Source organism: Vibrio sp. V03_P4A6T147 (assembly GCF_002241085.1).
In the GTDB taxonomy this organism is placed as follows: domain Bacteria; phylum Pseudomonadota; class Gammaproteobacteria; order Enterobacterales; family Vibrionaceae; genus Vibrio; species Vibrio anguillarum.
In genome coordinates this window covers 1-24,793 of sequence record NZ_NDIO01000108.1, presented here as the reverse complement: position 1 = coordinate 24,793, position 24,793 = coordinate 1, and the positions used below count along the sequence as shown (strand labels likewise).

The 24,793-nt window shown below is 46.3% G+C and carries 23 protein-coding genes and 1 pseudogene; 17 read left to right on the top strand and 7 right to left on the bottom strand.

Annotated elements, in window-relative coordinates; genetic code table 11:
* Positions 1 to 184: 184 nt before the first annotated feature.
* Both B9J84_RS04300 and B9J84_RS04295 read left to right on the top strand, forming a co-directional pair.
* Positions 185 to 808 (top strand): lysoplasmalogenase, encoded by a 624-nt coding sequence (locus B9J84_RS04300; protein WP_013855503.1) that lies wholly within the window; start codon positions 185 to 187, stop codon positions 806 to 808.
* Positions 809 to 908: 100 nt separating this feature from the next.
* Entirely contained in the window at positions 909 to 1,496 is a 588-nt protein-coding gene (locus B9J84_RS04295; RefSeq protein WP_017048588.1) for a YhgN family NAAT transporter, read from the top strand.
* Positions 1,497 to 1,571: 75 nt separating this feature from the next.
* On the opposite strand, the gene B9J84_RS04290 is transcribed toward B9J84_RS04295, so the two are convergent.
* Both B9J84_RS04290 and rsmD read right to left on the bottom strand, forming a co-directional pair.
* Positions 1,572 to 1,838: a DUF1145 domain-containing protein gene (locus tag B9J84_RS04290; RefSeq protein WP_088731368.1), complete on the bottom strand. Its 267-nt coding sequence runs from the start codon at positions 1,836 to 1,838 to the stop codon at positions 1,572 to 1,574.
* Positions 1,835 to 2,434, bottom strand: coding sequence for a 16S rRNA (guanine(966)-N(2))-methyltransferase RsmD (rsmD, locus tag B9J84_RS04285; RefSeq protein ID WP_026028287.1), 600 nt, complete (start codon positions 2,432 to 2,434; stop codon positions 1,835 to 1,837). Before rsmD ends, B9J84_RS04290 begins: the two co-directional genes overlap by 4 nt.
* A gap of 206 nt (positions 2,435 to 2,640) precedes the next feature.
* Between rsmD and ftsY the strand changes: the two genes are divergently transcribed.
* From ftsY to glpG, 6 genes are all read left to right on the top strand, one after another.
* Positions 2,641 to 3,897 carry a signal recognition particle-docking protein FtsY gene (ftsY, locus tag B9J84_RS04280; protein WP_094123608.1) on the top strand — a complete coding sequence of 419 codons (1,257 nt, stop codon included), beginning with the start codon at positions 2,641 to 2,643 and terminating at the stop codon, positions 3,895 to 3,897.
* Positions 3,898 to 3,959: 62 nt separating this feature from the next.
* Complete coding sequence (gene ftsE, locus B9J84_RS04275; RefSeq protein WP_010316903.1) at positions 3,960 to 4,634, top strand: cell division ATP-binding protein FtsE; 675 nt, start codon at positions 3,960 to 3,962, stop codon at positions 4,632 to 4,634.
* Positions 4,624 to 5,592: a permease-like cell division protein FtsX gene (gene ftsX, locus B9J84_RS04270; RefSeq protein WP_013855492.1), complete on the top strand. Its 969-nt coding sequence runs from the start codon at positions 4,624 to 4,626 to the stop codon at positions 5,590 to 5,592. Before ftsE ends, ftsX begins: the two co-directional genes overlap by 11 nt.
* 175 nt (positions 5,593 to 5,767) lie before the next feature.
* The gene (gene rpoH / locus B9J84_RS04265) at positions 5,768 to 6,625 is read left to right on the top strand and encodes an RNA polymerase sigma factor RpoH (protein WP_013855491.1); all 858 of its coding nucleotides are present in this window, start codon (positions 5,768 to 5,770) and stop codon (positions 6,623 to 6,625) included.
* A gap of 395 nt (positions 6,626 to 7,020) precedes the next feature.
* A complete protein-coding gene (gene glpE / locus B9J84_RS04260) occupies positions 7,021 to 7,341 on the top strand; it encodes a thiosulfate sulfurtransferase GlpE (RefSeq protein ID WP_010316900.1) in 321 nt (106 codons plus the stop codon).
* Positions 7,342 to 7,349: 8 nt separating this feature from the next.
* Positions 7,350 to 8,183 carry a rhomboid family intramembrane serine protease GlpG gene (glpG, locus tag B9J84_RS04255; RefSeq protein ID WP_094123607.1) on the top strand — a complete coding sequence of 278 codons (834 nt, stop codon included), beginning with the start codon at positions 7,350 to 7,352 and terminating at the stop codon, positions 8,181 to 8,183.
* A 32-nt stretch (positions 8,184 to 8,215) separates the two neighbouring features.
* Here glpG and B9J84_RS04250 read toward each other — a convergent pair whose 3' ends face one another.
* Positions 8,216 to 8,623, bottom strand: a complete 408-nt coding sequence (locus B9J84_RS04250) for a flagellar basal body-associated protein FliL (RefSeq protein ID WP_094123606.1) — start codon at positions 8,621 to 8,623, stop codon at positions 8,216 to 8,218.
* A gap of 236 nt (positions 8,624 to 8,859) precedes the next feature.
* Here B9J84_RS04250 and B9J84_RS04245 point away from each other — a divergent pair, with 236 nt between their 5' ends.
* Both B9J84_RS04245 and ubiA read left to right on the top strand, forming a co-directional pair.
* Positions 8,860 to 9,414 (top strand): chorismate lyase, encoded by a 555-nt coding sequence (locus B9J84_RS04245; RefSeq protein ID WP_013855487.1) that lies wholly within the window; start codon positions 8,860 to 8,862, stop codon positions 9,412 to 9,414.
* Positions 9,411 to 10,265 carry a 4-hydroxybenzoate octaprenyltransferase gene (gene ubiA / locus B9J84_RS04240; RefSeq protein WP_017042069.1) on the top strand — a complete coding sequence of 285 codons (855 nt, stop codon included), beginning with the start codon at positions 9,411 to 9,413 and terminating at the stop codon, positions 10,263 to 10,265. Before B9J84_RS04245 ends, ubiA begins: the two co-directional genes overlap by 4 nt.
* 81 nt (positions 10,266 to 10,346) lie before the next feature.
* Here the strand turns inward: ubiA and plsB are convergent, their stop codons facing one another.
* Positions 10,347 to 12,770 carry a glycerol-3-phosphate 1-O-acyltransferase PlsB gene (plsB, locus tag B9J84_RS04235; protein ID WP_094123605.1) on the bottom strand — a complete coding sequence of 808 codons (2,424 nt, stop codon included), beginning with the start codon at positions 12,768 to 12,770 and terminating at the stop codon, positions 10,347 to 10,349.
* Positions 12,771 to 13,089: 319 nt separating this feature from the next.
* Between plsB and lexA the strand changes: the two genes are divergently transcribed.
* The 3 genes from lexA to dinF all read left to right on the top strand — a co-directional run bounded on the left by lexA (position 13,090) and on the right by dinF (position 16,032).
* Positions 13,090 to 13,713, top strand: coding sequence for a transcriptional repressor LexA (gene lexA / locus B9J84_RS04230; RefSeq protein ID WP_026028591.1), 624 nt, complete (start codon positions 13,090 to 13,092; stop codon positions 13,711 to 13,713).
* 94 nt (positions 13,714 to 13,807) lie between these two features.
* Positions 13,808 to 14,626, top strand: coding sequence for a class I SAM-dependent methyltransferase (locus B9J84_RS04225; protein WP_017044869.1), 819 nt, complete (start codon positions 13,808 to 13,810; stop codon positions 14,624 to 14,626).
* Positions 14,627 to 14,688: 62 nt separating this feature from the next.
* A complete protein-coding gene (gene dinF / locus B9J84_RS04220; protein ID WP_094123604.1) occupies positions 14,689 to 16,032 on the top strand; it encodes an MATE family efflux transporter DinF in 1,344 nt (447 codons plus the stop codon).
* A 103-nt stretch (positions 16,033 to 16,135) separates the two neighbouring features.
* On the opposite strand, the gene sthA is transcribed toward dinF, so the two are convergent.
* On the bottom strand, positions 16,136 to 17,536 hold the full coding sequence (gene sthA, locus B9J84_RS04215; RefSeq protein ID WP_017048582.1) for a Si-specific NAD(P)(+) transhydrogenase: 1,401 nt from the start codon (positions 17,534 to 17,536) through the stop codon (positions 16,136 to 16,138).
* Positions 17,537 to 17,822: 286 nt separating this feature from the next.
* Between sthA and fabR the strand changes: the two genes are divergently transcribed.
* Positions 17,823 to 18,464, top strand: coding sequence for an HTH-type transcriptional repressor FabR (gene fabR / locus B9J84_RS04210; RefSeq protein ID WP_017048583.1), 642 nt, complete (start codon positions 17,823 to 17,825; stop codon positions 18,462 to 18,464).
* A complete protein-coding gene (locus tag B9J84_RS04205; protein ID WP_017042075.1) occupies positions 18,464 to 18,841 on the top strand; it encodes a YijD family membrane protein in 378 nt (125 codons plus the stop codon). The genes fabR and B9J84_RS04205 overlap by 1 nt, the downstream gene beginning before the upstream one ends.
* Positions 18,842 to 19,000: 159 nt before the next feature.
* Here B9J84_RS04205 and B9J84_RS04200 read toward each other — a convergent pair whose 3' ends face one another.
* Positions 19,001 to 22,102 (bottom strand): beta-galactosidase, encoded by a 3,102-nt coding sequence (locus B9J84_RS04200; protein ID WP_094123603.1) that lies wholly within the window; start codon positions 22,100 to 22,102, stop codon positions 19,001 to 19,003.
* A 453-nt stretch (positions 22,103 to 22,555) separates the two neighbouring features.
* On the opposite strand from B9J84_RS04200, the gene B9J84_RS04195 reads away from it, so the two are divergent.
* Together B9J84_RS04195 and B9J84_RS04190 are read left to right on the top strand one after the other, a co-directional pair.
* Positions 22,556 to 22,747, top strand: coding sequence for a hypothetical protein (locus B9J84_RS04195; RefSeq protein WP_094123602.1), 192 nt, complete (start codon positions 22,556 to 22,558; stop codon positions 22,745 to 22,747).
* A gap of 269 nt (positions 22,748 to 23,016) precedes the next feature.
* Positions 23,017 to 24,276 carry a site-specific integrase gene (locus B9J84_RS04190; protein WP_047459694.1) on the top strand — a complete coding sequence of 420 codons (1,260 nt, stop codon included), beginning with the start codon at positions 23,017 to 23,019 and terminating at the stop codon, positions 24,274 to 24,276.
* Positions 24,277 to 24,285: 9 nt separating this feature from the next.
* Here the strand turns inward: B9J84_RS04190 and B9J84_RS16210 are convergent.
* Positions 24,286 to 24,793: pseudogene (locus B9J84_RS16210) on the bottom strand (hypothetical protein); the annotation flags it as partial.

Below are 24,793 nucleotides of genomic sequence, written 5' to 3'. Positions count from 1 at the left end.
TCATTGTGGTGATTGAAAGTGAGGGTTAGTGAGTAAAGAGTGAGCTTTGATTGTTTTCGCACTCTTTGTTGTTGAATAAAGCCAACGTTCCGATTCGCTAGCAAGATCCAATTTTTGCGTTCATCTGCTGGACTTCAATGATGACATGCCTACACTGACCGCAGATTTTTAAAGGGGAAATGAGATGTGGAGTTGGCTCTCCGTTGCTTTGTCTGGATTCATTAGTATTTCGGCTGTTGAAAGTAACAAAATCAAGCAAGCGGTAATGTTTAAAACACTCAGTATGCTGTTATTGGTGGCGATAGTTCTAAACCATACCACGCAGCTCACTTCTCCTATCTTATGGGTCACGCTCGGTCTGCTTATTTCCGCAATCGCGGACACATTGCATCTGTTGCAACGCTACTCAAAACTCTGTTTTGCTAGCTTTCTTGTCGCACAGTTGATGTACAGTAAAGCCTTCTGGGCGCAACTTTCTGACACTATGGTGTGGTGGCTACCTGCCCTTTTGATTGCGACCAGTATTGTGGCTTTTTTCCTATTGCTGCCGCAAATCGACACCTTGATTTTTCCCGTAACCATTATGGGTATGATGTTAGTTCAGTTGGCGTGGGCGGCGGGAGAGTTGTGGCTGCAGACGCAAACAGTGCCTGCCTTTGCCGGGTTTGTTGGCTGTCTGGTGCTGATGCTCTCGGCCAGTTTGTTAGCCATTCACGATTACCGCAGGCCATTGCCTTGTGGGCGCTATCTTATTTCTGGCAGCTATTTATTAGCGCAAGCGTTAATCTCTGCCTCGGTGGCCTTGTAAACATTATTGCGTCATCTATATCGTTACTTTCAGGAGCATCGAAATCTCATGACTGGGCTGATATACTGCTGCCACTTTAAATCGATGTGAGTAGTGAGAGATGGATATTTTATCGGCGGCGACCATGCTTTTTTTGATCATGGACCCGCTTGGCAACCTGCCGGTCATGCTCTCCATCTTAAAACACCTTGATCCCAAACGTCGCCGTGTTGTGCTCGTGCGCGAACTCTGTTTTGCGTTGATCATTTTGATGTTGTTCCTGTTTGCTGGCAAAAACATCATGGGTTTTTTGCACGTGCAACCGGAAACTCTCAGCATTTCTGGCGGTATCATTCTCTTCATCATCTCGATTAAAATGATTTTCCCTAGTGCAGGTAGCATTACTGGATTAGCGGCGGGGGAAGAGCCCTTCATCGTACCGATGGCAATTCCGATGATCGCGGGTCCTTCAGTGATTGCGGCCTTACTGCTTCTTTCGACTCAGCACCCTGACAAACTCCTTGAGCTGTCAGCCTCTGTACTGCTCGCGTGGGGCGCCACTTTCATCATTTTGATGTTCTACGGTTTCTTCCACAAAGTGCTGGGTGAACGTGGTTTAAAAGCGGTCGAGCGTTTGATGGGATTATTGCTAGTTATGATCTCAACGCAAATGTTCTTAAATGGCGTAAAAAGCTATATGGGGCTGTGATTCGGGGATAAAAAAGCCGCCTATCGTGTGAACTTGAAGCGGCTTTTCCTATGTTGCTTTCTTTATGCCGTTAACTTACATCATGTGTTTGCGGCGGATATCGAGCAGCGCGAAGACTCCAAATACCAGAATCGACCATTTTTCCCAACGGCTCATGCTGATCTTGTCACCAAACGCACCGATAAAAATCAGCATTTGTAGTCCGTGCATAATGAACAAAAATGCCGTCATAATATAAAGTGCAATCGCCGCTTTACCGGGGAACGGCATGAAGATATTCAGTAATAGAATCAACCAAACAAAAGCAATCGCTGCTTTTGCAAGTACCAGTAACACTCTCATTCCGAGCTCCTCTCAAATAGTCGATAACTGACTTGGCCTGCGTTTTTCTCACGGTGTAGATGCCAATTAGCAGGGATGCCTTCTAGCGCCAATTCTTTTTCCGTCTCAATATAAATCAGCGCTTCATCAGCAAGCCAGCCATTTTGTTCTAAAAGCGAGACGGCTTCGCTTAATAAGCCTTGGCGAAACGGCGGGTCGATGAATACCACGTGGTGAGGCGTCCCTTGCTGCTTGAGAAAGGCCAGCGCATCACTATTTATCGCTCGTAAGTTGGTCGCGTTGAGCGCACCAATATTGTGTTCAAGCTGTTTGAATGCCGTCGGGTTGAGTTCAATCAGCGTCACGGATTCTGCTTGCCTTGAGGCGGCTTCAAACCCAAGGCTGCCAGAGCCTGCAAATAAATCTAAGCAGTGTGCACCAGGGATCTCCTGTGCTAACCAGTTAAAAAGAGTTTCTTTGACGCGATCCGTCGTGGGACGCAGACCTTGGGCATCATGAACAGGCAGTTTACGACCTCTCCATAAGCCACTAATAATGCGAACAAAGCCCGTTGAAGGCTTATTTTGTGATGAGTTTTGTTGGCGACGTCTTACCATAGATTTTTTGACCGCTAATAAAGTGATACTATACCCAATCTGCCAACCCGAAACGGGTTTGGTATAGCCATTGAATTTCAATAATGACAAAGTTTACCAATCTAATTGGAAAGTTTTCACTGCTTTGTCATTTTTCTTTTTCTTACGAGGGATAATCCTTCAAGAAAAGGGTCGTAGTTAGTTAGGTAGATCTAGGATATCCCCAGATGACGGAAAAAAAGAAACGTGGATTACTCTCTTGGCTCGGTTTTGGTGACGAAGAATCAAGTAAATCAACCAGCGAAACAGAACAAGTGCTTGAGCCATCTACGCTTGTAGAACCAGTTGATTCTGAGCAAGAACAAGAAACGACGGCAGTTGCTCAACCCATCGAAGAGCCACACACTGCGCTAGCAGAAGCAGAAGCAGAAGCAGAAGCAGAAGCAGAAGCAGAAGCAGAAGCAGAAGCAGAAGCAGAAGCAGAAGCAGAAGCAGAAGCAGAAGCAGAAGCAGAAGCAGAAGCAGAAGCAGAAGCACGAATTCAAGAGCAAGAAAAACCCAGCGAGAGTTTTTTCGCACGCTTAAAACGCAGCCTTAGCCGAACCAAAGCCAATATTGGTGCGGGTTTCTTTGGTCTGTTTAAAGGTAAGAAAATTGATGATGAGCTGTTTGAAGAGCTGGAAGAGCAACTGCTGATTGCCGATGTTGGGATGGAAACCACACTCAAAATCATCAGCAATCTGACAGAAAAAGCCTCTCGCCACGCGTTGAAAGATGGAGAGGCACTCTACGGTTTACTGAAAGACGAAATGGCTGACATTTTGGCTAAAGTAGAGCAACCGTTAGTGATCGATAGCCAAAAAACGCCCTACGTTATTTTAATGGTCGGCGTCAACGGTGTAGGCAAAACGACCACGATAGGTAAGTTGGCCAAACAGTTTCAAGCTCAAGGTAAAAAAGTGATCTTAGCGGCGGGCGATACTTTTCGTGCGGCGGCTGTTGAGCAGTTGCAGGTGTGGGGCGAGCGTAACAACGTACCAGTAATTGCCCAGCACACTGGCGCAGACAGCGCATCAGTGATTTATGATGCGATTGAGGCCGCCAAAGCACGTGGTGTGGATGTGGTGATCGCCGATACCGCTGGTCGCTTGCAAAACAAGAGCAACCTCATGGAAGAGTTGCGTAAAATTGTGCGCGTCATGAAAAAAATTGATCAATCAGCGCCGCATGAAGTGATGCTGACGGTAGATGCCGCTACTGGGCAAAACGCCATCAGCCAAGCCAAACTCTTTAGTGAAGTGGCCCCGGTGACTGGGATCACCTTAACCAAGCTGGATGGCACGGCGAAAGGCGGCGTTATTTTTGCGCTGGCAGATCAGTTTGAAATTCCGATCCGCTTTATTGGGGTTGGTGAAGGGATTGACGATTTACGTCCGTTTGAAACGCAGCAATTTATTGAAGCTCTGTTTAGCCGCGAAGAGTAAGTGTGCGTGGGTGCTCAATGAGCACCTCATCATCCAATGGAGACTGGTGAGAGGAATAGCGAGTGATTAAGTTTCAACAAGTCAGCAAAGCGTATCGCGGAGGCCGTCAGGCGCTGCAAAAGGTCGACTTTCACCTACGCCGAGGAGAAATGGCGTTTTTGGGTGGGCACTCCGGAGCCGGTAAAAGTACCTTGTTGAAGTTAATCTGTGCGATTGAGCGTCCAACCGATGGGCGCATCAGCTTTAACGGTCACGATATTACGCGTATTCCCAATCAAGATATTCCCTTTTTACGCCGCAACATCGGCATTGTGTTTCAAGATCATCGCTTGCTGATGGACAGAACGGTTTACGACAATGTGGCATTGCCAATGCGCATTGAATCGATTTCAGAAAATGAAATTAAGCGTCGCGTCTCAGCTGCGCTGGATAAAACTGATCTATTAGACAAAGCACGCTGTTTACCGAGCCAACTTTCTGGGGGTGAGCAGCAACGAGTGGGTATCGCAAGAGCGGTCGTGAACCGACCTACCTTACTGCTGGCCGATGAGCCTACGGGTAACTTAGACCCAGAGCTTTCTAACCGTGTGCTTAAACTGTTTGAAGAGTTTAACCGTGCCGGAGTCTCTATTTTGCTTGCGACGCACGACATCAGCTTAGTCAACACGCGTCCTCAATATCGTCATTTAGAACTTAACCAAGGTTTTTTAAGCGAGGTAGAAGACTATGGCCGTTAAGTCGTCGAATAAAAGGAACGCGAAAGCACGTGAACCGAAACGGGCCAAAACCGATAGTTTCTTAGCCATCCACTTTAAGCAGGCCAAGGCCTCATTTTCAAGTTTATGGTCACGCCCACTCGGCAATATTTTAACGCTCGCCGTTATTTCGATGGCGCTTGCGATGCCTGCCTGTATGTACCTGCTGAGCAAAAATATCGCGTCTGTAGCCAATAATGTCACCAGCCCTGCTCAGATCAGTGTCTATCTACATGAGCGCACACCTGAAGCACGAATTATGGTGTTGAAAGATGAGCTAGAAAGTTTGGCCGATGTCGCCAGCGTGGAGTACATCTCACCGCAGCAAGGATTGGATGACCTGAGTCAATACGCCGGGTTTGAACAAGCCATTAGTTTATTGGATGATTACGCTTTACCTGGCGTGCTTATTGTTACCCCGCAGGTTGAGCAGCAAGAGCAAATCAAAGCGCTGGCGAAAAAAATACAAGCAGAACAAGACGTCACGGATGTACGCTTGGATGAAGATTGGCTTGCTAGGTTAAACGCCATTCGAACTTTAGCGGCGATCATTGTCGCGAGTTTATCGGTATTGATGTTGGGCGCTGTATTTCTGATTGTGGGCAACACCTTGCGCTTTAACGTACAAGCCAATAAAGAAGAGATCCAAACCATGAAATTGATCGGTGCCACCGATCGCTACATTTTGCGCCCTTATCTCTATGCTGGCATGTGGTTTGGCTTGTTGGGCGCATTCGCCGCTTGGCTGTTAACCGCTTTTGTGACTATTTTATTGAACGGTGCCGTTGAAGATCTTGCCCTACTGTATGACAGCCGTTTTCGTCTTATTGGCCTAAGTTGGGATGAATCCTTACTGCTGTTGATGCTCGGTACTTTCTTAGGATGCGTAGCGGCAAAAGTATCTGCGCAGCGTCATTTAAAAGAAATTGAACCAGTTTAGTTGAATATTGTCATATGTAGGCAATAACTGTTGGCTAGCTTTAGCCACAGCACTTGTATAGGCGACTTGTTTATGCATAATAGTTTCCCCTTGCTTGAATCTTGTTCATTTTAGGTTCAAGATTGTCGGGTTAAAAACATCCATTACTCCAGATCAGAAATTGATGAGGAATTGAATGACAAACCAAACGTATCAAATGGCTCTCGTTTCACAAGACAGCTTAGACAGCTACATTCGTTCAGTGAACAGCTACCCAATGCTGAGCGCGGAAGAAGAGCGGTCACTCGCAGAGCGATTACATTACAAAGGTGAAATTGAAGCGGCGAAAGGGTTGATCTTATCGCACCTTCGATTCGTTGTTCACGTTGCTCGTGGCTATTCTGGTTATGGCCTGCCCATGGCGGATTTAGTTCAGGAAGGCAATATTGGCTTAATGAAAGCGGTGAAGCGTTTCAACCCAGAAGTTGGGGTGAGACTGGTTTCCTTTGCTGTGCACTGGATCAAAGCTGAAATTCACGAATACGTGTTACGCAACTGGCGCATTGTAAAAATAGCGACCACGAAAGCGCAACGTAAGCTATTCTTCAACCTACGCAAATCGAAAAAGCGTTTAGGCTGGTTTAATAGCGGTGAAGTGGAAGCGGTTGCCCGTGAGTTGGGCGTTGACCCGGCTGAAGTGCGAGAAATGGAATCACGCTTAGCCGCGCAAGATGCCACCTTTGAAATGTCGGCGGAAGACGATGATTCGAGCTCTTCTTACACGGCACCTGTGCTTTATCTCGAAGATAAGCATTCGGATCTTGCGGATAACATTGAAGCGGCGAATTGGGAGCATCACACTAACAATCGTTTAAGCTTGGCGTTGGCTAGCCTAGATGAACGCAGTAAACATATTGTGCGCTCTCGTTGGTTGGATGATCAAAAAGCTACGCTACAAGAGTTAGCGGAAGAGTATGGAGTCTCAGCTGAGCGTATTCGTCAGCTAGAAAAAAATGCAATGAAGAAGCTAAAGGATGCTGTCGGCGAGTTCTAATCACTGACTCATTGTGAAGCGCATTAAAAACCGAGATCTTACGATCTCGGTTTTTTTATTTTTGATCACTTTAAGTGATCAAATTTTCAGCGCGCTGATTGTGGATAACTCTGTGACAAAATTATTCGTGAGCTGTCATCAAGTCGGTTAAATCAAGGCTTGAACACCGTTTTATATTTGGGGATATGTATTGTGTTACACACAGAAAAGTAAGGATCATCACTACATGTTGTGGATCTATTTCTCATTTACTACTTTATCAACGCAATCCACAAGATTATCCACAAACGGCGAAAAAGTGATCAGTGGTGGATAACCTTATAAAGGCCGTGTACTTGATTGCCTTGGGATAGGTTACAATCAAACGCTAAAAATAAAACCAATCAGAGGAAGCGATGGATCAGTTTCAACATATCAATGCTCAAGCAGCACAAGCTTTAATGGAACAACATGATGCGCAATTAGTGGATATTCGTGATGCGCAATCTTTTGCGGTTGCACATGCAAATGGCGCATTCCACTTAACCAACGACAGCATGGTTTCATTTATGGAAAAAAGCGAATTTGACCAACCCATTTTAGTGATGTGTTATCACGGTATTAGCAGCCAAGGTGCTGCACAGTATCTGATTAACCAAGGTTTTGAACAGGTGTATAGTGTGGATGGTGGATTCGAAGCTTGGCATCGTGCTGGCTTGCCCGTAACCAGCAATTAGGATGACTTATGTTAAGACTGATCACGCTCAATAACCCAAGAATGGCGCAAGCCTTTATTGATTACATGGCCTCTCGTGAAATTGAGATTCAAATGATGCCGGAAGGGAGTGGTCAATTTGCGTTATGGTTACTTGATGAGCAACATCAGATTGAAGCCGAAGCGGAACTCAACCATTTTCTGCACAATCCAAATGACAGAAAGTATCAAGCCGCTTCATGGGATGTGGCTGAAAGCCGCAAAAGTCACTTTCAATATCGTTCACCGAGCATGTTGGCGATGCTCAAAGCCAAAGCTGGGCCTTTAACACTGGGCGTGATGATGGCATGCGCCATTATCTTTGCATTGCAGCAGTTTGGGCTAGCCAATCAAGTATTTTCCGCATTACATTTTCCTGCTTTGGCTGGGCAGCAATGGCAGATTTGGCGCTGGTTTAGTCATGCTTTACTTCATTTCTCTGTGCTACACATCGTCTTTAACTTGTTATGGTGGTGGCAGTTGGGGGGCGATGTTGAAAAACGGCTTGGCTCATTCAAACTTGGACAGCTATTTTTAGTGTCAGCATTGTTGTCCGGTGCGGCTCAGTACTGGGTTGAAGGAGCCAATTTTGGTGGTTTATCGGGTGTGGTCTATGCGTTGGTCGGTTATCTATGGATGCTTGGTTGGAAAGCCCCTCATCTTGGCTTGCAAATGCCCAAACCCGTGATCGGTTTTATGCTGGTGTGGTTGGTGCTCGGCTTTGTGCAACCCTTTATGGCGATTGCCAACAGCGCGCATTTAGCGGGTCTATTTGCAGGAATCGCCTTTGGATTAAATGACGCCAGCCGTCATCGAACTCGTTAAGCAAAAACATCAATAGAGCGACAATTGCTGCTCTATTGATAGATGTATTTAGTAAACAGTAGGTCAGCAATAATGGTTCGGCCTATTTCAGGCAGTAACACCGCGTTGAGCTCTGTGACCAACGTTTTTCTTAAATCTTCCCGACCTGCGAGTGATTTTATCGTCTCTTCGGTCTGTTTACCGAGTAGCTCGACGATGGCATCACGAATCAGTGGTTGGTGCCGTTCAACGGCGGGTAAATCGGCGTCGCTGGATACCATCACGTCGATACGAACTTGGATGTAACCTAACTTATTTCCTTTAGTGAAAAAGTTGGTGGTGAGATCCGGCTCTAAGGTAAAGTACGCCAGCCTAGGCGTTTTTTCATCTTGTGCATAACTTGGTAACGCACAAAACAAGCTTAGGGCGATAATTATTTGGGCTACATAACGTTTAAGCATATTTCTATCTTTTCTTTAGTTGGTTCACGATACTCGAATCGCTTGAGTCTTGTTACAATAGAGCATCGGATTGTAATCAAAATGCTTATCTCGTTGTTTGGAATATACCGCAGTTGTCGCTTCCCGTTTTTACAAGCGGGTTTTTAACCTCCAACCGAGGGATTCTGTGAGTGAGCGCTTTTTATGGTTGTGTTAACCAAAAATGGACCTTTATTGTATGTTGATAAAGCCACTAATTGAATACTAGTATGAATCAATCAATTTCGCTCTATCTGTCTGCTTTGCGAGAAGTAATTTGGCAACAACCTGACGTTTTTTCTTTTCCTGATCAGGTTTCTCAGTCTTGGCTTTTAGAGCAAGGATCATTATCTCGCGTGTTAGAGGCGCAGTGTCAGCAACTGAGCGTTGAACTACTGCACAATAAGCTCGTTGAGGCAGAAAAATTACAGGGTGATGAGATGGCTCTGTTATCTGATGAAGCCTGTTTGTTACGCCAGGTTGTGCTGCGTGGTGATCAACAGCCATGGGTTTTAGGCCGAACTTTAATTCCTCAATCTTCGATGCTGGGTCAGCAATATGACTTAGCGCGCCAAGGTGATATTCCGCTTGGGTTAACGGTTTTTCGTGCTGAGCACGTTAAGCGTGACGCACTACAAGTGGGCTGGGCAATGATGGAAGAGGGGCCGTTGCTTGCACGCCGTTCACGATTATGGATGAATAATAAACCGATGTTAGTTGCGGAGCTGTTTTTACCCTTTTCACCGATTTACTCTAAGGAGAGAGTGTCATGACTTTGGTTAAGGCGCGTGCTTATTGGCAACTGATGCGCATGGACCGGCCAATTGGTTCTTTGCTATTGTTGTGGCCAACCTTATGGGCATTGATTTTAGCCGCGCAAGGTTTCCCCGATCCTAAAGTATTATTGGTATTCGTGTTGGGGGTGTTGTTGATGCGCTCAGCGGGTTGCGTGATCAACGATTTTGCCGATCGCAGAGTCGATGGACATGTTAAACGAACCAAACAGCGGCCTTTGCCTGCCGGGCGTGTGACAACCAAAGAGGCGATTGCGCTGTTTTTAACGCTAGGTATCACTTCTTTCCTGCTGGTTTTGACCATGAATCCACTCACGGTTCAGCTCTCCTTTGTCGGTATCGCATTAGCGTTTGTTTATCCGTTCATGAAACGTTATACACACCTTCCGCAGTTGGTATTAGGGCTGGCCTTTAGTTGGTCTATTCCGATGGCATGGGCGGCGCAAGCCAACGAATTGCCAGCAGTGATGTGGGGGCTATTTTTGATCAATGCGTTGTGGACTGTGGCGTATGATACGCAGTATGCGATGGTTGATCGTGATGACGATATCAATATCGGAGTCAAATCGACCGCTATTTTATTTGGTCGTTTTGATAAAATCATCATCGGCATTTTACAGTTATTGGTACTGGCGTTGATGATCGCACTTGGTGGTTATTATCAGTTAGGGGCGAGTTTTTATTGGTCAGTATTGGCTGCAGCGGCTCTGTTTGTCTATCAGCAGCGTTTAATTCGTCATCGTGATCGTGATTTATGCTTCCACGCTTTTCTCAATAACAATCACGTTGGCATGGTGTTAACGTTGGGCCTGCTTTTTGCGTTTTGGTAAGTAGTTCACTAGTTTTTGTAAGTACTTCACGAATAAAGTAAAGGCATCCATTGGGATGCCTTTACTGTTTCTTACGCCCGATTAGTTCGCTTGGCAGAGACTTTCTTGAATGGTTAAGCGAATTTCAGGATAGAGCATCGAGTAAAGTAGGCGTGCTAGCTGAACGGTTGGTTCTAAATGGCAATTGCCATCAACATCCAAATAGCCCTGCTCTTTGAGCGTGACAAACATGGCGGAGAATACCCCTTTATCAAAAAACTCAGGGGCATTGATGCCATGCAAACGGCCAAGACGTTGTGCAATTTCTTGGCTTTTTTGCTCTAAATCTGATTTGCCCACTTCAGGGTTGGCAACCAGTAGATTGAGAGCAATCGCGTAGCGTTGTAGGGTTTCTGAAATGGTACGACCGAGCAGCATCAACACTTGTGTTTTGGCTTGATTAATAGCCACGACACCCTCTTCTAGCGTTACTAATTGTTGACGTTGCAGTTCGTTAACGTAAGCGTTGACTACATCTGCGAGTTCATCTTGCGCAAAGCTTAAAAACAGCTCCTGCTTTAAGAAGGGATAAATCAGTGTCACATTGGCGGTTATCTGCTCTAGTGATAGTGTTTGCTGGCGGATCAACATCTGCGCAATCAGTGAGGGAATGGCAAACAGATGAATGATGTTATTGCGATAGTAGGTCATCAAAATCGACTGATTGCGATCAAGGGAAATAATCTCACCCATGGTATCGGATTCAATTACAAACTTGTCGAGCGACTGTGCATGGTTAACCAGTTCTTCCGCACTGGCTTTAGGCACAGTGCAGGTTGCTGAGTAGCGCACGTTATTTAGTAGCGATAAATAGCAGTCGATTTGCTTAACCAAATTGTCACGAGCCAGTGCGCTTTGGCGTGAAGCAAGTAACGCGGTGGCACACAAAGTTAAGGCATTGGCCGCCGCCGCATCGTTAATGTGCGTCATCATCTTGGTGGCCAGTTGGTTAACAATAGGGTTGATCCACTGCGGCTTGGTGCTGCCCATAGGATCAATATCTTGCGTCCATTCTGGCACTTGCTCGTTAAGGTATTGGTTCAACGGGATCGGTTCGCCGAAATTGACATAGCCTTGGCCAAAATTACGCAGCTTGCGAATCGTGCGCAGCACTAAACCCGCATTTTCTTTCTCTTTACTTTTGCCGCGTAGCTCTTTGGCGTAAGTGCTCACTTCCATCACGTGTTCATAACCGATATAAACCGGCACGAGGGTCACCGGGCGGTTAAGGCCGCGCAACATGGCTTGGATGGTCATCGCCAGCATGCCTGTTTTCGCTGGCAGTAAACGGCCAGTGCGTGAGCGGCCACCTTCGCTGAAATATTCAACTGAATAGCCTTTGGCAAATAGCTCGGCCAGATATTCGCGGAAAATGGTCGAATAGAGCTTATTGCCTTTAAAGCTGCGACGAATGAAGAATGCACCGCCACGGCGGAAAATCGGACCTGCTGGGAAAAAGTTCAAGTTGATTCCGGCAGCAATATGCGGTGGCACCATACCTTCGCGATACAGCACATAAGAAAGTAAGAGATAATCCATATGGCTGCGGTGGCAAGGGACATAGACAATCTCGTGTCCATCTTGCGCAAGGCGACGCACGGTGGCGGCATTATTTATATTAAGCCCTTGGTAAATGCGGTTCCATAACCAGCCCAGTATGCGCTCTCCTTTCTTGATTAAGGAGTAAGAGAAATCAGCGGCAATCTCATCCATGATGTCATGCGCTTCTTTGCGCGCTTTTTCGAGGGAGATATTGTTGGCTTTCGCTTGATCTTCAATCGCTTTTTCAATCGCTTGTGATTTAATTAGGCGGTTAAACAGCGCTTGGCGATTGGGCAAATTTGGCCCAGAAGCCGCCAGCTTTTGGCGAGAGAAATGAATACGAGCCACTCGTGCCAATTTATGCGCGATAGATTCGTCGGTGCCGTGTGAATCAGCCATATAGCGCAGTGAAACGACGGGGCTAAAGCGCACCATGCAATCGCGTCCAGCAAAAATTACCGCGAGTGCTTTTTGTGGGCCATTTAAGGCTTGGAGATAGGGTTTCTCTTGCCCCTCTTTACCTGGTTTACGTCCCCAAAGCACCGTCGCTGGGATCATTTGAACGTCCAATTCCGTATCAAACTTATGTAGCTCAAGCAGTTCAGAAAAAAGAGCGATAGAGTCACTAGGAACGTGCTGATCATTGCGCATCAAGGTTGGGCGCGCCGAGATGAAAACATAACGGGCAAAACTTTTGCCGTTTAGCTCAAGTGGTTGCAGAGGGTCAGGTAAACCCAGTTCTTTGGCGTGAGTTTGCAAGGTGAGCAAATCAACACTTGAGCGAAAAGGTAAGGCGTAAACAATCGGCTTGTGAATATCAATGCCGTGGTCTTCTATTGGATTAGAAGGGATCGCCGTGCCTTTGACCAACGCAGACAAAGGTAATTTTAGTAGTGAACGAGATAATGAGTGTCCAGAAGACATAAAGGTCGTCGCCTCAAGAATATTTCAATATGCTTAAGCGCATGTCCATTTCCCTGTGAGTTGATACTCAGAGAAATCGATATGCGCCGAAGCGGCTAGCTATTTTTGAGCCGCAAGGATACCAGAAACTGGTCAAACCTTTTAATCATTATTGTTTAGTAAAACAGCATCACTTGCGAGCGCGGTGAGTGAATCGGTGAGGTATTTATCGGTCGATTGCGGCATTTTTTGTAAATAGCCAAAAAATAAGCGTCCGCTCTTCCATTTATTCGATTACTGGATATACTCACAGTTAACTGTATAAACAGACAGGTGAGATATGAAGCCGTTAACGCCCCGCCAGCAACAAGTATTTGATCTTATCCGCAGTAAGATCGACGAAACCGGAATGCCACCGACTCGCGCTGAAATCGCACGCGAGCTGGGTTTTCGTTCCGCCAATGCCGCAGAAGAGCATTTAAAAGCACTGGCTCGTAAACAAGCGATTGAAATTATTCCGGGTGCCTCTCGTGGGTTGCGTATCTTACTTGAAGCTGCCAATGAGCCAGAAGATCTTGGCCTGCCTTTAATTGGTCGAGTCGCGGCGGGAGAGCCTATTTTGGCGCAAGAGCATGTCGAAGCGCATTACCAAGTGGATCCCAATATGTTTCGCCCTCAAGCGGATTTCTTACTGCGTGTGCAAGGCGAAAGTATGAAAGATATTGGCATTATGGACGGTGACTTACTCGCAGTGCACAAAACACAAGATGTGCGTAATGGGCAAGTGGTGGTGGCGCGTGTTGAAGATGATGTGACGGTAAAACGTCTAGAACGCAAAGGCTCTACCGTGTTATTGCACGCAGAGAATGAAGCGTTCTCACCGATTGAAGTGGATCTTAAATCTCAGCAGCTCACCATTGAAGGTGTGGCCGTCGGCATTATTCGCAATACCGATTGGATGTGATTTATTATTGAGATCTATTCTCAATAACTTGTTATTCTAACTGATATTCATTATCATCTTCTTTGTTGTTACATCGAGTTGCGACATAAGGAAGATGGTAATGCCTACCGATAAACATTCACTAACCCCACGTCATCATATTCCAACCAATTTAGTTCAACCGTTGTGGTTTCGTAGCCGCGAAAGTTTGGTTGATAACGGGTTAGTGTATGATCCGATCGCTGCAAAGGCCTGCCAGAGCTGTCACTTAGCCCCCGAATGTTTAAGCGGTGATATCGATCAAAAACAATTACTGCATGCCACCTTAACGCAATTGTGCGATCAACAAGTGCGCGCGTTTATTGAGCGTAACCCTGATGGATGGATCATTAATGTCGGTGCAGGGTTAGATACCCGTTTTTATCGGGTAGACAACGGGCGTTGCCATTGGATAGAACTCGATATCACCGAAAACCTGCTGTGGCGGCAGAAATTGTTTCATCGCAGTGAGCGTTATCAACATGTGTGTGGCAGTGTCGATGATCTTCAGTGGTTGGATGGATTGCCTATTGCGGAATCCTCAGCCGTTTTAATCGTTTGTGAGCATGCGTTATTAGATTGTACGGCGCAGCAACTCACCTATTTTATCCGCGCATTGGGTTTGCATTTTTCTAATGCGGCGGCTTGTTTAATGCTGGCTGGAGACAAAACTGCTTCCGCTTTAGGTCAGAAAATGGGCTCAGGCCATTACGGACATGGTTTTGCTAATCCAACCGAAGCGGTACTCAATGTCTTGCCTTGGGCTTCGTCGGCAAAAACGTTTTCACCGCTCGATCAACATTGTGGCCGCTGGAAATTATGGCAACGTTGGTTAAGTAAGGTGATGGTTTACAAGCTGCGCTTAACACCCGTTTTAGTTTATGTCCGTTGGTGAGTAACCGCTAGCCGTCCTCCTATCACTCCGCTACACTTTGCTCTCACCCATGAGAGGTCAACGTGTTGCAATCTATTTTACAAACGTTATCGAATCGTTCCGTACATCGGCAAGTGTTGCTACTGGCGATACCTATGGTGCTGTCCAATATTACTGTACCGCTGTTAGGTTTAGTTGATGCGGCGGTGATCGGTCATCTGGAACACGCTTGGTATTTAGGTGGAGTGGCGCTTGGCGGTACGGTAGTCAGTGTCACTTTCTGGTTACTCGGCTTTTTAAGAATGTCGACCACAGGCCTTGCAGCGCAAGCATACGGTGAACAGTCGCCACAAAAACTGGCGTTAGTCTTGTTGCAAGGGCTCTTGATGGCACTGGCATTTGCGTTGTTGTTTTTGATTCTGCATCGATGGATTGGCGATGCGATTTTTTCAGCCAGCAGTGCCAGTGAGCAAGTAAAGCAATATGGGTTGCAGTATTTTGTGATTCGAGCGTGGAGTGCGCCCGCCGCATTGGCCAACTTTGTACTGCTCGGCTGGCTGTTAGCCACGCAAAATGCTAAAGCGCCGATGTGGATGGTGATCATCACTAACTTAACCAACATCGCGTTGGATATTCTGTTTGTGTTGGGTTTCGGCTGGAAAGTGGAAGGTGCTGCGCTGGCATCGGTTATCGCCGATTATGCGGGCATGAGCTTTGGCTTACTGTGTGTTTGGCGCTATTGGTTGCGGCATCAACTCCCTTCGCCACTGCAGCTAGGTGTTTTAGTGACACAAGGTCTTAGCCGCTTTGTGAAATTGAATCGCGATATTTTCCTGCGTTCACTCTGTTTGCAGGCGGCGTTCAGCTTTATGACCTTTCAAGGGGCGGCCTTTGGCGATCAAACTGTGGCGGCTAACGCTGTCTTAATGAGTTTTTTGATGATGATCTCCTATGGCATGGATGGTTTCGCTTATGCGATGGAGGCCATGGTTGGCAAAGCGATTGGTGCAAAAAGTGAGGCGCAGCTCAAAAGTGCTCTGATCGGCAGTTTTTTCTGGAGTGCGCTAATCTGTTTAGCGTTAACGGTGATGTTTGCGGTGTGGGGATCGGCGTTGATCACGCTGATCACTGACATTAACGCAGTTCAGCAAGCGGCTAACCGTTATCTACCGTGGCTGGTGGCGATGCCGTTAACCGCGATGTGGTGTTTTTTATTGGATGGTATTTTTATCGGCGCGACCAAAGGTAAAGAGATGCGCAACAGCATGTTTGTCGCGATGTGCAGTTTTTTCAGCGTTTTCTATCTGGTTCAGTCTTTGGGTAATCACGCCCTGTGGATGGCGATGCTCAGCTTTATGGCAATGCGCGGCATCAGTTTAGGTGTGCTATTTATCTCACAATGGCGACGCGGTGTTTTTCTCACTTGATCATTGAATCTATCCCTAAGCACTTCACTCACCAGGTTACCAAAAAGAAAGCCGCACTCGTTAGCGGCTTTCATTCCATTAGCAGGCAGAATTCGGTCGATGATTAGAACAATCGATTCAGGCCATTTAACGCCGCCACGCGGTAGGCTTCGGCCATGGTTGGATAATTGAAGGTGGTATTGACGAAATATTCGAGGGTATTGGCTTCGCCTTTTTGCTCCATAATTGCCTGTCCGATATGGATGATTTCAGCCGCGCGTTCTCCAAACACATGAATACCTAAAATTTCTTTTGTCTCTCGGTGAAACAAAATTTTCAAGCTGCCGATATCTTTGCCAGAAATTTGTGCTCGTGCGAGGTGTTTAAACGAAGAGCGGCCAACTTCATACGGAATTTTGGCCGCGGTGAGTTCTTGCTCTGTTTTGCCCACTGAACTGATTTCAGGAATGGTGTAAATCCCAGTTGGAATGTCATCAATTAAGTGCCCTTGCGCTTGACCATGAGCAATCGCTTGAGCGACAAATCGACCTTGATCATAGGCTGCGCTCGCAAGGCTTGGGTAGCCAATTACATCACCGACTGCGTAGATGTGCTCCACCGAGGTTTGATAGTTACGATTGACGGCCAGTTGGCCACGTGAGTCGGCATTCAGGCCCACCGCTTTGAGGTTCAATTTGTCAGTGTTGCCCGTGCGTCCATTGGCATACAAGATACAGTCGGCTTTCATTTTTTTGCCCGATTGCAAATGAACGATCACACCATCGTCAGTGCCTTCAATCTTTTCATGGGTTTCATCATTACGAATCACAATGCCGCTGTTCCAAAAATGGTACGAGAGTGCATCAGACGTTTCGTTATCCAGAAACGACAGCAAGCGGTCACGGGTATTGATGAGGTCGGTTTTGACGCCTAATCCGCGGAAAATCGAAGCGTATTCGCAACCAATGACGCCTGCGCCATAAATGATGATGTGGCGAGGATCGTGTTTAAGCGAGAGAATCGAATCGCTGTCATAAACTCGTTCATGAGTAAAATCAACATCATCAGGTTGATAAGGGCGTGAGCCAGTCGCAATCACAAATTTGTCGGCGCTGTATTTTTCGATGCTGCCGTCAGCGTGCGTAACCGCCACGGTATTTTTGTGGGTAAACTTAGCGTTACCAAAAATCAGCGTACACTGATTGCGATCGTAAAAGCCTTGGCGCAAGCGAGTTTGTTTATCAATCACAGATTTAGCATGGCCTAAAATATCAGAGAAAGTGAGATGAATACTGGTGTTGTTTTTACAAAATAGAGGGTTACTGTTGAATTCGATGATGCGGCTGACCGCATGGCGTAACGCCTTGGAGGGAATGGTGCCCCAATGGGTACAACCGCCGCCAACACTACTCTCTTTTTCGATAATGGCGACATTAAACCCCGCTTTAGTCAAACCCATTGCGGCGCCTTCTCCGCCTGGGCCGCTACCAATTACGATGACATCGAAGTGGTTTTGGTTCGCCATACTCTATTCCTTGTTGTATTTGTTTAACATTGCTGTAGCGAGATTTTAACTGATCCATCAGTGCGGTAAACGATGTTGCCATCAGAGAGTGGAGAGGATCACGCTCGAGAGGTGAAAATGCCACTTTATGCTATTGCTTTGCCCATCTTACTGTGGCGAGTGATTGAAATTAGGTTAGGTGACTGTTTAATTGGTCACTTTGTCCAAAGAGGCGATGTTGTGGCTTAGACAACGTGCTCAATCACGTTATAGTATGGCTCAGATAGTAAAAGAGAAGCGACTTAATATGAAATCGATGGGAATTCGCGCATTACAAAAAGAAAAAACACGTCGTTCATTGATTGATGCAGCATTTAGCCAATTAAGTGCCGATCGGAGTTTTTCTAACTTAAGTTTACGAGAAGTGGCCCGCGAGGCGGGGATTGCGCCCACCTCATTCTATCGACATTTTAAAGATATGGATGAGTTGGGTTTAACCATGGTTGATGAAGGTGGTTTACTGCTGCGCCAATTGATGCGCCAAGCACGGCAGCGCATTGTCAAAGAGGGCAGTGTGATTCGCACGTCGGTTGAAACCTTCATGGAATTTATTGAAAGTAGTCCCAATGTGTTTCGCTTATTACTGCGAGAACGCTCAGGTACTTCTTGCGAGTTTCGTGCCGCGGTAGTGCGAGAAATACAGCACTTTTCCGCAGAGCTCACCGAGTATTTGATGACGACAGGCATGGGCCGTGACGAGGCATTAACTCAGGCCGAAGCTTCCGTTATTTTGGTGTTCAGCTCCGGCGCTGAAGCTTTAGATTTAGATCGACGTGAGCGAGATGAGCTTGCTGAACGTTTGATCATGCAGTTGCGAATGCTAGCCAAAGGGGCATTTTGGTATCGCAAAGAACGTGAACGTAATCGGCTCAAAGGGGGGATAGAGTAATGTCGAATGAAAACAACACAACCCATCGTGGTTCGGAAAGAAAAACACTTGTGCTAGCGCTCATCGCAGGTATGTGCGGCGATGCTTTGTTGTCTTGGGTAACCATTAGCCAAGTTCCGTTCTCCATTTTCCCATTGATTGCATTAGTGCTTTCTGTGCAGGCGTTGTATCAAGAATATTTGCGCCATCCGGTGGCGGAAGATCTTCCATTGGTAGCGCTTGCCTGTTTCTTTGTCGGTGCTTTTGGTCATTCGGCATTTATCAAAGCACAATATCCAGATTCTGGTTCTAACTTTTTCGCCATTCTCGTATTGCTGTTGTTGCTACTCTGGGTTGGAAGAAAATTGGGTTTTCTTGGTCGCCATCACGCCGACTAAGTCATCAATGACTAGGTAGATATAGCGTGCGATGTGACCGTCATCCAAGCCTATCAAAGACATATCACAGGGATGTGGACGCCGTTTTCTTGTCGTAGCGTCATGCATCCCGCTGCCACGTAATCGTTGTAAGTGGCGATAGCCGTTATCGGTGCGTTTTTAAATACGATGCAAAATTGGTTTGAACGATATTCGGTAAACGTAATTATTGCCAGTTAGCTGGAATTCTTTGTGCACACTAGGGCTCCAAGAATCATCACCACCCACGCCCATGTGCTGATGGTCTAGGCGCACATAAATGGTTTTTTCTGCCATTAAATCACAGGTGTGTTTTGCTTTTGCCAGCGTCTGTTGAGCATATTGACTGACACTAAATTGGAAATCGCCAGATATCACCAGTTCGTTCACTTGCAGCCATTGAGTTCCACAACGTAAGCCACTGTCGGTTGGGAAAATATACGGAGTGTGCATCTCTTCTAGCGTTTGCGTGTGCAAGCCAAAACGTGCTGCAGATAGGCGGTCTGGGTAGTTCTCAAACGGACCTAAACCTTGCCAAGTGATTGGTGTACTCTGCTCATGCAATGGCAATTGCAACTCCAAGCCGATACGTGGCATGGGTGGTAGATCATCGGCAAGTGTCACATCAACGGTCAGCTGCATTTCGCCACTGTTTTTCAGCGTATGCGTCCAAGTGGTGATGGCTTGTACGGCACCGTTGAATTGGTAAGCGAAAGTTGATGTTACTTGCACGGCATGCGCCAACATGTCGCTATGGCAACTGACACATTCGCGTTTCCATTGGCCAATACCAGCCATATCCCAACGACATACCCAAGCGTTTGGATCTACGTTATCCACTTCACTCACTCCAATATCGTTATCCAGTGGCGCACGGAAGAAGTTATCTTGCGGTGCCGCCAGCATTTGCGCTTTGCCATCGACTTGCCAATCAATCATCAAGCCTGTTTGACTATCCCAACACCATTGATGCTTCTCATCTAGGCTGGTGACTACGATCATGCCTTTTTGCTGGCTTATCGCTGGGGCTGGTTGCTTTTCCAATATAGGCATGGCGAGACCTGAGGTATTGCGTAGCGCAAATTGCTCAGAAGCGCTCACATGTCCCGCGGGTGCCCAAAGTGTTTCAGCCACTAAGGTGATGTCAGTATTCAAGTGGTATCGCGCTTCTGCTTTAGGTGTAAATTCAAAAGCAATCTCTACGGTTGCTTGGCTATCGGCTTTGATGTTCAGCACCACTGAGCCAGATTGAATCAATTTGCCATCTTCCAAAAGTGACCAGTTCAATTGCTCGTTGTCCGTTGCACGAAATAGGTTTTCGTTAGTTACTAATAGATGACAGAATCCTTTCACTTGTTCTTGCAGCGACACGCGAATCATACGCTGGCAGTATTTGGCTTCTTCCAATGTTGGATGCACAGTGCGATCTGGGAAGATCAACCCGTTGATGCAGAACTGGCGGTCATTGATTTTATCGCCAAAATCGCCACCGTAAGCCCAGAAGTGTTGGCCGTTCTCGTCCCATTGGCTCAAGCCTTGGTCTACCCAATCCCAGATAAAGCCGCCTTGAAGGCGAGGAAACTCGCGGAATGCATCCCAATATTCATTAAAACTCCCCAAACTGTTACCCATCGCGTGGGCGTATTCACATAAGATCAGTGGGCGAGTTTCGTTGGGTAGAGAAATCCATTTTTTGATTGGCCATTTTGGTACTGCTTCATCTGCAATCGTTGTATTCACACGGGCGTACATAGGCGCAATGATGTCGGTTGCAGCGGTATTGGCACCGCCACCTTCATATTGAACAGGGCGCGACGGATCGTAGTTTTTCGACCAAGCGTACATCGCATTGTGGTTGCTGCCGTGGCCAGACTCGTTACCCAAAGACCAGATGATGATAGAAGGATGGTTTTTATCGCGCATCACCATTTGGGTGTAGCGGCTCATGTATGCGTGCGCCCATTGTGGATTGCTCGAAAGGCGATTCATCGGCTGCATGCCATGGGTTTCGATGTTCGCTTCATCGCACACGTACAAGCCGTATTGGTCACACAGTTCGTACCAACGAGGGTGATTTGGGTAGTGCGCTGTACGTACCGCGTTGAAATTGTATTGCTTCATCAAACAGATGTCGCGGATCATGTCTTCTTCTGTCATCACATGCCCAAGCTCTGGATGATGCTCATGACGGTTAACGCCACGGATCAGCAAAGGCTTGCCGTTGAGTTTCAACTGACCATCAGTGATTTCCACTTTGCGAAAGCCCACATGATAGGCTTCACTCTCTAGATGCATGCCGTTTTCATCTAATAGTGAAACGACTAGGCGGTATAGATTGGGGGTTTCTGCGCTCCATTTGTTTGGCTCACGCACATGCAATGTTTGAAATACTACGTCATCGTATGTGCCCCGCTCGTCAATACGGCGGTTGTGCGGGCGATCAATTCGCGGCTCAGTCACCGCGCATTCACCATCAAAGAGCTGCACTTGCACTTGGTAACAATCTGGCGCTGAAATATGCGTCACGATTGATAGTGAACCATCGCGATAACACGCATCCAAATCTGGCGTGACGAATACATCTTCAATGCAGTATTGCGGTTTAGAAAGCAAAGTTACGTCGCGGAAAATACCACTTAGCCACCACATGTCTTGGTCTTCTAGGTAGCTGCCATCACACCAACGCATCACCATCACGGCAAGTGTATTCTCGCCAGCCACTAGGTAGGGCGATAAGTCGAATTCGGAAGGCAAGCGGCTATCTTGGCTGTATCCCACCCAAGTGCCGTTGCACCATAGGTGGAATGCTGAGTTTACACCATCGAAGATGATGCGCTGGGTATTGGCAAGATCGGCTTCTGAGCGGGAAATCGTAGTGCGGTAACAACCTGTCGGGTTTTCGGCGGGCACGAATGGAGGGTTTACTTCAAACGGGTATTTTACGTTGGTGTAAATTGGTTTGTCGTAGCCTTGTAGCTGCCAGTTGGAAGGAACCGTTATTTCATCCCAGTTCGTGTCATTGAATTTGGTTTGAATAAACTCGCCTTCGACTTGTTCTGGCGAGTCGAACACTTTGAATTTCCATTGGCCATTCAGCGATTGACGTTGGGCGTAAACGCCGTCACGGGCATGGTCAATATCTCGGTAACTGGAAAGTGGGCTGTGTGCTTTTAAGCAGTGAATATTCACTGATTGTGGGGTTTCCCAGTCACGTCGTTGGAGAATATCTGAAAATGCCTTCATGGTTTTCCTACTTGATTTTTTGTTTCTAACCGTGTTGCGCTACGGTAGTGAATACCGTAATGGATGACTTTTTTGCTCTGGTAATCGACGCTAACGCGGCCAAAAACAGTGCCATACATAGAGTAGCTAATTGTTTTATTTTTTGAGTCCTAGCTTGCTATTCAGTGTAAATAAAATGTGGAAACGTTTCCATGGTGGGGTTTACATTTTCATAGTAATAACGAATTTATTCTTCTTTCGTGTGATCATCCTCTCTTGAATGTGTTTTTAAGCAGTTTTAACGGCGAGTGATGAACTTTCCTTGATGAGATTGGCTTTGGATCTGATGTTTATATCAAAATCAATCTGTAAACGTTCCCATGCATTTAGTTTGGCTCACCGATTATTTTGTTCTATTCATTGTGATGCGATGTAATTTCCTGCTTCAAAGTCAGACAAAATGACAGATAACCATTGATTGAATTAACCGGTGCGCAGGTTCTAATGATTGTAGAATTGGGTGAGTATGCAGAGATTCTGCATTGGGGGCAGAAGGTAAGCGGTGATCTCAACGGTTATCGTATGGGCTCTGCATCGCCCGCTCTGATTAAACCGTTAGTCAGAGCGAGCAGCATGATAGGTAATGTTGTCAGTACGAATGCGTGAAAGCTGATTAAATCGAAATTTAAATACCGATTGAAAGTCTTATTTAATCTTCTCCAGCATCACACCTGCTTCCATGTGGTGGGTAAATCGAACCTTTAATCCGTCAAAGTCTATAGAGTTATATTTTTTGAGCTTAAGTTTATGATTTTTATTTATTTTTGTAATCATGTTGTCCGGTAAAGTCCAAAGCCGTACAATAGAAACTCGACGTTTGCCGTACCCCACGCCGTACCCAGAGCCGTACCCAGAAATGCAGAGGTTTTCCAACGATGACGAAACGAATCAGTACCAATGCAACGTTGCAAGCATTGAAGCCACAGGATAAGGAATACTCGATCCCCGATAAGAAAGTCGAAGGATTGAACATTCGAGTTCGTCCAACTGGCACAATGACTTGGATCTTTCGTTTTCAAGTAGGGAAGAAACACGAAAAAATCTCTATGGGTCGATACATTAAGATCAAACCAGAGCGCGGGATGACATTGGATCAGGCGCGAAAGGAAGCGGGTCGTTATCGTAGTTGGTTGGAGAATGGTAAGAACCCAAAAGTTGAGTTGGATATCGAGAAACGAGCGCAAGATGAGGCGAAGACCTTTGACGATGCGTTTATTAGCTTCGATGAAAAACGTCTTTCAAAACAGCTTCGTGGTGACCAGTCGAGGACCATTTACTATCGAGATATCAAGCCGATTCTCGGTGGCATCAAATTAGCTGATTTGAGCATATATGACCTAAACCGGGTCTTTGATGCGAAGGTCGATAAAGACGGTAAGCGTATGGCGGGGGCTATCGGGGTTTGTCATAAAATCATCAATCAAGTGATTAACCATGCCCTAGCACTAAATATGCTTGATACTCATCCTGCACCACAGTTGAAAGCAAAAGATGTTGGCGGCGGCTCTAAAGTGACAAAACGTAATTTAAGCTTTTCAGAGTTAAAGATTCTGTTAACGAGTATGCCGTCATGGCGTACAGATCCCTCGAACATCCGTTTAATGCAGTTCTTACTTGGTTGTGGACAGCGTATTAGTGCCGTACTGGAAATGCGTTGGAGTGAGTTAGATTTTGATGAGGGAATTTGGCTATTACCAGCCAGCTCAGAAGAGCGGCACACTAAAAGCCAAGACGCACGTAAAGTGCCTTTAAGTGGTTACTTGCTTGCACTTCTAAACGAGCAGCGTGACAGTGTGCCAAGTAAGTGGAAGTTGGTATGGCCCCAACTAATGGTCGATAGAGTGCAAGAACCTGCGGCTGTACGGGCATTGATCAAACGTAATCTACCTAGCGACTTTGAGCGCTTTTCACCTCATGACTTGCGCCGTACCTTTATCAGTCGTTGTAGTGAAATGGGGTTAGATATCGTAGCGATTGAAAAGACAGTCGGCCACCAGCTGCCAGGTATGCTCAGAGTCTATAACCATCATGATTATATCGATGAGCAGTTGAAGGTTCTGGAGGCATGGGGTAACAAGTTGCAATCGCTAATGGAAGCGAATGTCCACCCATTACCCTCCGCTAAGATGGCCTGAGTAGCTGTATTACTTATCACTAAAGCGGCTTGGGCTGATTAAGCCAAGAAACGTGCTTGCATCAAATCGTGATGTAGAGGAGGGAGGAGTAATAGGATTGTTGTTTACTTTTGGTTTGCATAGAGCGCTATCATGCGTTGCATTTATTAACCTATCAAGGGTTTCATTCATTGTTAGATCGAAAGCCACTGAGAGTTTCTTTAGTTTCTCTCTTGTTTTTTTGTCAGTAACAAAGTTGAAGCTGACCTTGTTCTCTTTCTTGACCTTCTCTCTATATTTAACTTGTCCCCAAGCTCTTCTCATTTTTATCGACAAGAGTTCCCTATCGCTAGATGACATACCAATGACATAAACCAAAGACGGTAAGGCAAGATGAATCAACTCTTTTTTCTCAAATACCCTTGTTCTACGTTTGTAATGTCGTAATTGTCTTTCTTTATCTATATATTTTCCCAACCACTCAATTTGGCTGTTATCTTTCCCTGATATCCAGTCGAATAATCCTTCATTTTTATAA

What these genes read in the sequence shown, in the direction of transcription:
- B9J84_RS04300 (WP_013855503.1), top strand. Translation starts at nt 185, where the DNA reads ATGTGGAGTTGGCTCTCCGTTGCTTTGTCTGGATTCATTAGTATTTCG.
- B9J84_RS04295 (WP_017048588.1), top strand. Translation starts at nt 909, where the DNA reads ATGGATATTTTATCGGCGGCGACCATGCTTTTTTTGATCATGGACCCG.
- B9J84_RS04290 (WP_088731368.1), bottom strand. Translation starts at nt 1,838, where the DNA reads ATGAGAGTGTTACTGGTACTTGCAAAAGCAGCGATTGCTTTTGTTTGG.
- rsmD (WP_026028287.1), bottom strand. Translation starts at nt 2,434, where the DNA reads ATGGTAAGACGTCGCCAACAAAACTCATCACAAAATAAGCCTTCAACG.
- ftsY (WP_094123608.1), top strand. Translation starts at nt 2,641, where the DNA reads ATGACGGAAAAAAAGAAACGTGGATTACTCTCTTGGCTCGGTTTTGGT.
- ftsX (WP_013855492.1), top strand. Translation starts at nt 4,624, where the DNA reads ATGGCCGTTAAGTCGTCGAATAAAAGGAACGCGAAAGCACGTGAACCG.
- rpoH (WP_013855491.1), top strand. Translation starts at nt 5,768, where the DNA reads ATGACAAACCAAACGTATCAAATGGCTCTCGTTTCACAAGACAGCTTA.
- glpE (WP_010316900.1), top strand. Translation starts at nt 7,021, where the DNA reads ATGGATCAGTTTCAACATATCAATGCTCAAGCAGCACAAGCTTTAATG.
- glpG (WP_094123607.1), top strand. Translation starts at nt 7,350, where the DNA reads ATGTTAAGACTGATCACGCTCAATAACCCAAGAATGGCGCAAGCCTTT.
- B9J84_RS04250 (WP_094123606.1), bottom strand. Translation starts at nt 8,623, where the DNA reads ATGCTTAAACGTTATGTAGCCCAAATAATTATCGCCCTAAGCTTGTTT.
- ubiA (WP_017042069.1), top strand. Translation starts at nt 9,411, where the DNA reads ATGACTTTGGTTAAGGCGCGTGCTTATTGGCAACTGATGCGCATGGAC.
- plsB (WP_094123605.1), bottom strand. Translation starts at nt 12,770, where the DNA reads ATGTCTTCTGGACACTCATTATCTCGTTCACTACTAAAATTACCTTTG.
- lexA (WP_026028591.1), top strand. Translation starts at nt 13,090, where the DNA reads ATGAAGCCGTTAACGCCCCGCCAGCAACAAGTATTTGATCTTATCCGC.
- B9J84_RS04225 (WP_017044869.1), top strand. Translation starts at nt 13,808, where the DNA reads ATGGTAATGCCTACCGATAAACATTCACTAACCCCACGTCATCATATT.
- sthA (WP_017048582.1), bottom strand. Translation starts at nt 17,536, where the DNA reads ATGGCGAACCAAAACCACTTCGATGTCATCGTAATTGGTAGCGGCCCA.
- fabR (WP_017048583.1), top strand. Translation starts at nt 17,823, where the DNA reads ATGAAATCGATGGGAATTCGCGCATTACAAAAAGAAAAAACACGTCGT.
- B9J84_RS04205 (WP_017042075.1), top strand. Translation starts at nt 18,464, where the DNA reads ATGTCGAATGAAAACAACACAACCCATCGTGGTTCGGAAAGAAAAACA.
- B9J84_RS04200 (WP_094123603.1), bottom strand. Translation starts at nt 22,102, where the DNA reads ATGAAGGCATTTTCAGATATTCTCCAACGACGTGACTGGGAAACCCCA.
- B9J84_RS04190 (WP_047459694.1), top strand. Translation starts at nt 23,017, where the DNA reads ATGACGAAACGAATCAGTACCAATGCAACGTTGCAAGCATTGAAGCCA.